We start from the raw sequence: 6,469 nt of genomic DNA, 5'->3' as shown, positions 1-6,469 counted from the left end.
ATCATTCCCGATCGGTGCTGACGGTGTGGACAGAGTCGAGATACTCATGGTGGTTGTTCCTGAACTCGCCCTGCGAAGGCGGACTTGCTATGAACCGGTGGACTCAACTCACCCTGACACGCAGGGGTCCGCGGGTCGTACGGTTGCCGGTCGGTTTGAAGTAGAAGTCTGGCTCCCTTGGAAGGAGGACTGATGGAGCGTCCAGGAACTCCGATCACCGTAGCTGTCGTTGATGACGACCCCTACGTGCGATCGGCTTTGACTGCTGTCCTGTCTGCGACAGACGGATTGTCTCTGGTGGGCTGTTTCAGCGATGGGCTGGAGGTCGTCGAATTCGGTCCCAGGGATGTCGACGTGGTTCTCATGGATATTCGAATGCCTCAGATGAACGGTATCCGAGCTACCGAGGAGCTCAAACGACACACCGAGTCACCAGCGGTCATCATGCTCACAACCTTTCATCTCGATGAGGAGGTCACTGAAGCTCTTCGCGTTGGAGCGACCGGTTATCTGATGAAGGACACGGCGCCCACCGAGCTGGTGGAAGCCATTCGCAAAGTCGCACGCGGACAGACGATTCTCTCGTCGTCTGTGACTCGGCAGCTGATCGATCTGGTGCGTTTCAATGCTGATCGGCGGCAAGTCGCTCGGCAGCGGCTTGAGACGTTGACGCCACGAGAGTTGGAAGTCGCCGTCGCGATCAGCACCGGACAAGCCAATTCTGAAATCTCTCGGGAACTGTACATCTCCGTCCCTACTGTCAAAGCCCAAGTCAGCAGCATCTTCACCAAGCTTGGTGTGACCAGCCGATTGCAGATAGCGCTCATCGTACGCGACGCTCAGGCAACGCAATGAGGAATTACTCGTGCGGATCCTCGAATCGCGTGGCCGACATACCTGCGGTTGGTCTTGAAAATCCTGAACAGTACCTGACTTCCGCCTTACAGGGGGATGGGTTCTTTCTGCTTCGAGCGGCAGACACGCTATCGTGGCGTCGTGCCCACACGAGATCACCGCCTAGACCGCGCCAAAGGCATCCTCATCTTCGCTGTCGTGCTCGGCCACCTGCTGGCCAGGACGCACCCATGGGAAGATGGCGTTCTCAGCGCGCCGATGTACCTCATCTATTCGTTCCACATGCCGGCATTCGTGTTCCTGGCCGGGATCACAGCGAAGTCGACGCGACTTCCCGAACGAGTACTGACCTTCTTCGTACTGCTGTTCACTGTACTGCCCCTGATGTGGGGGTTCATGTGGTTCGTCGGTCTCGAACCTGACTACAGCTTCCTGACACCGTTCTGGTACACATGGTTCCTGCTGTCGATGGCGTACTGGATGATCACCGTGCCGTTCATCGAGCGTTTCCCACGGACCGTTCTGGTCACCTCGGTGGTGGTGGGGCTCTTCGGCGGCATCCTGCCGATCCTCGATACGGAGCTCTCGGCGTCGCGGTCCATGATCTTCTGGCCCTTCTTCGTCGTCGGCAAGCTCTACGGCAAACAGATCCTCAACTGGGCGGGCAGTCTGCGCACCTGGCAGAAGCTGTTCTTCACCGCGGCGGCCCTTGGCTCTGTGGGCTACTTCTACCTCGACCAGGTCGACTACCACTGGTTCTACGGCAGCCTCAACTTCGCACATTTCAATGTCAGCGTCCCCGAAGGCGTCGGCCTCCGGCTCATCATCAACATCGGGTCCGTGCTTATGACGCTGATGCTGCTCATGTGGGTCGGTGAAAAGGACAACATCATCGCCAAGATCGGCCGGCACAGCCTCGCGATCTACGTCATCCACGGGTTCGTTGTCCGTGGTCTCCAGCCGGTTCTCGACGACAGCCAGGATGCGCTCAGCACCCCCATCGTCCTCGCGATCTGCCTGGCCTTGGCCCTGCTCACCACCTTCCTGCTGTCATGGTCACCCATCGAACGAGCGCTGCGCTGGTATTCATCGACTGTCACCAAGCTGCTGCTCATGCCGTTCGCGCAATTGGGTTCGCAGCCCGGCAAGCATTCGGACAAGGCTTCGTCGTAGGGCTCTGTCCCAGGCCCCTTTCCCAGGGCCTTGTCCCAGTGATTCTCAACCGCTGTGTAAGCGATTCCCAACCGCTGCATAGCGCCATGAGGCGTCTGAGTCGCTGAGAATGACTCCGAGTGTCATATGACTCTTTTATGTCATTGTGACGTCGGCAACTCCTCCGAAGATGGTTGGATGCGGAGAGTTCGGGTTCTCAGCCTGAGCGAGTTCAATCGCCTGTCCTCTACCTTCCATACGGAGAGCACTCATGACCAGCAACGCTCTGACCCAACGCCTCGACGCCGGACCTGTGATCTGCGCCGAAGGATTCCTGTTCGAACTCGAGAAGCGCGGCTACCTGTCCGCCGGAGAATTCGTGCCCGAGGTCGCGCTCGAATTCCCTGACGCCCTGCGATCCCTGCACGTGGATTTCCAGCGCGCAGGCTCGGACATCGTCGAGGCCTTCACCTACAACGGCCATCGCGAGAAGATGCGGGTCATCGGCAAAGAGGACCTGCTCGAACCTCTCAACCGTTCCGCCCTGCAGATCGCCCGCAGCGTTGCCGACGCTAAGCCCGGAAATTTCATGGCCGGAAACATCTCGAACTCCAACATCTGGGACCCAGAAAGCCCTGAGCGTCAGTCCGAGGTCCGTGCCATGTTTACCGAAATGGTCGGTTGGGCTGTCGACGAAGGTGCTGACCTCATCATCGGTGAGACTTTCTACTTCGCAGGTGAGGCCATCGCCGCAGCCGAGATCGCCAAGGCCAGCGGCCTGCCCGTCGTCCTCACGCTGGCTCCCATGGCCTTCCAGGAGATGGCCGATGGCGTCGGCATTGTGGAGACTGCGCAGAAGCTCGAACAGCTGGGCGTCGACGTCGTCGGCCTCAACTGCTTCCGCGGACCTGCGACGATGCTGCCGTGGCTGAAGGAGATCCGCGCGGCGGTGTCCTGTCACGTCGGTGCCCTGCCCATCCCCTACCGCACGACGCAGGAAGAGCCCACATTCTTCAACCTCTCCGACCCCCGCGCCGAGGTGCCTTCCCCGCACAATCGCACCTTCCCCACCGCTCTCGATCCGCTGCAGACGAACCGCTACGAGATCGGCGCGTTCGCGAAGGAAGCCTATGGCCTGGGCGTCAACTACATCGGCGTGTGCTGCGGAGCTACCCCGATGCACATCCGTGAAGTCGCCGAGGCGGTCGGACTGACCACCGACGCCAGCCGGTTCACGGAGAACATGAAGAACCACTTCATGTACGGCGACAACGAACGCCTCGCCGACAACGTCGTCGCCCTCGGCTCCACCGCCTGAGGCCAACGGTCAGCAGCACCGCGCGCCAGCAGCACCGCGCGCCCGTCGGCAGCGCACCCCGTACCGGCAGCATCAAAGGTCTCCTGCCCAACGGGACGTTTCTGTGCTGAGAGCGTGCAGTGGAACTGCGGGTAGGAATGGTGTGCCTACGGGTAGGAACAATCGATTCCCCGCTGCGGTGGCCATCACGCACTGAGAGCGCCAAAGCTTCCCGTTGCACAGGGAGGTTTTGGCGCTCTCAGTGTGAGGCGAGGCTCTCGCAGCAGAACCCTGAGGGGTCAGCCCTGAGGCGTCACGCCGATCGAATCAAGTGCGGCTTCGAGGCGGGAGATGGTGCCGTCGATGTCGCCGAGTTTGTCGAGTCCGAAGAGTCCGATCCTGAAGGTCGAGAAGTCTTCCGGCTCGTCACACTGCAGCGGGACACCGGCCGCGATCTGGACGCCGGCTTCCTTGAAGCTCGCGCCGGTGGCCAACTTCGGGTTGTCCGTGTGGACGACGACCACGCTGGGCGAGGCGAACTCGGGTGCCGCGACCGAGGGCAGTCCACGATCGGCGAAGACCGTGCGGACCCGGTCACCGAGTTCGAACTGGGCGGCGGCGAGCTTGTCGAAGCCGCGTTCCTCGGTTTCAAGCATGAGCTTGGCGTTGTGCGCCAGCGAATCGGTCGGCATCGTCGCGTGATACGGCGCCCGGCCCTCTTCGTATTCGTCGGCGATGAACAGCCACTTCTTCAGGTCCATGGCGAAGCTCGACGAGGTGGATTCCTGGACGGCGGCACGGCCAGCTTCGCTGAGCATGACGTAACCAGCACAGGGTGAACCGCTCCAGCCCTTCTGCGGCGCGCTGATGAGGACGTCGACGCCCAGGTCGGTCTGTGAGGCCCACACAGCACCCGAGGCGATGCAGTCGAGGACGAAGACTCCGCCGACATTGTGGACGGCGTCGGCGACCTGGCGGATGTAATCATCGGGCAGGAGCATCCCGGACGCGGTTTCGACGTGGGGTGCGAACACGACGGCTGGGCGTTCGGCCTCGATCGCGGCGACCACCTCGGCGATGGGAGCAGGAGACCAGGCCGACTGGTGCTCATCACTGCTCGGCGATGCTTTGAACACGGTGGTCTCGCTGGCGATGTTCCCGGCGTCGAGGATCTGTGACCAGCGGAATGAGAACAGTCCGTTGCGGACCACGAGGCACTTCCTCCCGGTCGCGAGCTGCCGGGCCACGGATTCCATGGCGTAGCTGCCGCCACCGGGGACGATGGCCACGCTGTGAGCGTCGTAGGCCTCGCGCAGGATGCGGTTGATGTCCTGCATCACGGAGACGAATCGTCCCGACATGTGGTTCAAGGATCGGTCGGTGAAGACCACCGAGTATTCGAGCAGGCCGGCGGGGTCAACATCTTCGTGTGGCAAAGTCATGTCTCCAACATTGCCACGTTCATGAGATTTGGGCCACTACCGCCCAATTGCAGAGACGTCGCCCCTCAATGCAGAGGCTCAGGCCCTCATAGAGTCACTTCGCTGCGGTCACCGGACCACAGCGTGTGGAAGGTCCCGTCCCGGTCCGTGCGCCCATAGGTATGCGACCCGAAGAAGTCCCGCTGACCCTGCACCAGCGCGGCCGAGGCCCGCGAGGTACGGATGCCGTCGAAGTACGCCAGCGCCGAGGCAAGTGCTGGGATCGGAACACCGTGCACGGCGGCATCGGCGACCGTATCCCGCAAGGCCTGCTGTCCTGCGTTGAGTGATTCCTGGAAGTAGGGATCGGCCAGCAGCGAGCTCAGCGCCGGGTCCGCCTCGTAGGCTTCGGTGATTCTGTCGAGGAACCGGGCACGGATGATGCAGCCTGCCCTCCAGATCCTGGCGACCTCGCCGAGTTCGGTGTCCCAGCCGTATTCCTGTGCGCCCGCAGCGATCTCGTGGAAGCCCTGCACATAGGCCAGGATCTTTCCCGTGAACAGTGCCTGGCGCACGTTCTCGATGACCTTGTCACGATCGACGGGCGCCGAGGTGGCAGTCGAGGGGCAGTCCAACGTCGTCCCCGAGGAACGGAGGACGGAGGCCGAGGAGAGAGATCTGGCCGCGACCGCCTCGGCGATGGTGGCGACGGGGACACCCAGGTCGAGTCCGGTCTTCACGGTCCATCCCCCGGTCCCCTTGGCTCCGGCAGAATCGGCGACGATATCGACGAACGGCTGGCCCGTGGCTTCGTCGGTGTGGTCTAGGACCTCGGCGGTGATTTCGATGAGATAGGACTCCAGCTCTCCCCGATTCCATTCCCGGAAGACCTCGGCGATCTGGGACGGGGTGAGCCCGAGCCTGGTTCGCAGCAGCGCGAAGGCCTCGGCGATGAGCTGCATGTCGGCGTATTCGATGCCGTTGTGGATCATCTTGACGAAGTGACCGGCCCCATCCGCGCCCACATGGGCGATGCACTCCAGCTGGTTCGCCCGTTCGCCTCGCCCGTCGGCGGGTTCGGCATTCCCATCGTCGGGTTCGGCACGAGCGGCGATGGGTTCGAGGATCGGTCGCAGCCTCGACCACGCGGATTCGGTGCCGCCGACCATCATCGACGGGCCTTCGAGGGCACCGACCTCTCCCCCCGAGATGCCGACACCGACGAATTCGATACCGGACTCGGCGACAATCTCACCGCGGGTCATGGTGTCGGTGAACAGCGAATTTCCGCCGTCGACGATGATGTCTCCGGGTTCGAAGACCTGGACGAGATCGTTGATCGCCGAGTCCGTGGCCTTGCCCGCATTGACCATGAGGATCGCCACGCGCGGTCCCGAGAGTCTGTCGGCCAGATCCGCCGGTGAGGAGGCGACGAGGAAGTCCGCCTCGGGGTGCTCAGCCGCTACGCCATGAGCTCGGTCGACGTCGCGGTCGTAGATGGCCACACGTGCGCCCGACCGGTCGGCCAGGTTCCGGGCGAGGTTTCGTGCCAGGTTCGAGCCCATCACTCCGGTGCCGATCACGCCCACTTCCGCGGTCATACCCATTCCTCTTCCTCGTGCCTGATGCTCGCGCCTGGCGGCTGCGCCTCACAGTACTGCCTGACAGCACATGTCCAGGTTGACAGGTGCACCCGTCTCATTTAAATTTTTATAAATCTGATTTAATGAGTGCAGTTTAGCAA

General features: G+C 62.1%; 5 protein-coding genes. 3 read left to right on the top strand and 2 right to left on the bottom strand.

What is annotated here, in order from left to right; all coding sequences use genetic code 11:
• Positions 1 to 192 precede the first annotated feature (192 nt).
• The 3 genes from BSP239C_RS19590 (at position 193) to BSP239C_RS19580 (ending at position 3,325) form a co-directional block, all read left to right on the top strand.
• Entirely contained in the window at positions 193 to 855 is a 663-nt protein-coding gene (locus BSP239C_RS19590; RefSeq protein ID WP_101575001.1) for a response regulator transcription factor, read from the top strand.
• A gap of 141 nt (positions 856 to 996) precedes the next feature.
• The gene (locus tag BSP239C_RS19585; protein WP_101575006.1) at positions 997 to 2,028 is read left to right on the top strand and encodes an acyltransferase family protein; all 1,032 of its coding nucleotides are present in this window, start codon (positions 997 to 999) and stop codon (positions 2,026 to 2,028) included.
• 250 nt (positions 2,029 to 2,278) lie between these two features.
• Positions 2,279 to 3,325, top strand: a complete 1,047-nt coding sequence (locus tag BSP239C_RS19580) for a homocysteine S-methyltransferase family protein (RefSeq protein ID WP_101575000.1) — start codon at positions 2,279 to 2,281, stop codon at positions 3,323 to 3,325.
• A 278-nt stretch (positions 3,326 to 3,603) separates the two neighbouring features.
• On the opposite strand, the gene BSP239C_RS19575 is transcribed toward BSP239C_RS19580, so the two are convergent.
• Together BSP239C_RS19575 and gndA are read right to left on the bottom strand one after the other, a co-directional pair.
• Positions 3,604 to 4,746, bottom strand: coding sequence for an alanine--glyoxylate aminotransferase family protein (locus tag BSP239C_RS19575; RefSeq protein WP_101574999.1), 1,143 nt, complete (start codon positions 4,744 to 4,746; stop codon positions 3,604 to 3,606).
• An 86-nt stretch (positions 4,747 to 4,832) separates the two neighbouring features.
• Entirely contained in the window at positions 4,833 to 6,326 is a 1,494-nt protein-coding gene (gndA, locus tag BSP239C_RS19570) for an NADP-dependent phosphogluconate dehydrogenase (protein ID WP_101574998.1), read from the bottom strand.
• Between the last annotated feature and the right edge of the window lie 143 nt (positions 6,327 to 6,469).

The organism is Brevibacterium sp. 239c (assembly GCF_900169365.1).
Classification (GTDB): Bacteria; Actinomycetota; Actinomycetes; order Actinomycetales; family Brevibacteriaceae; genus Brevibacterium.
This window is presented reverse-complemented; position numbering and strand designations above follow the sequence as displayed.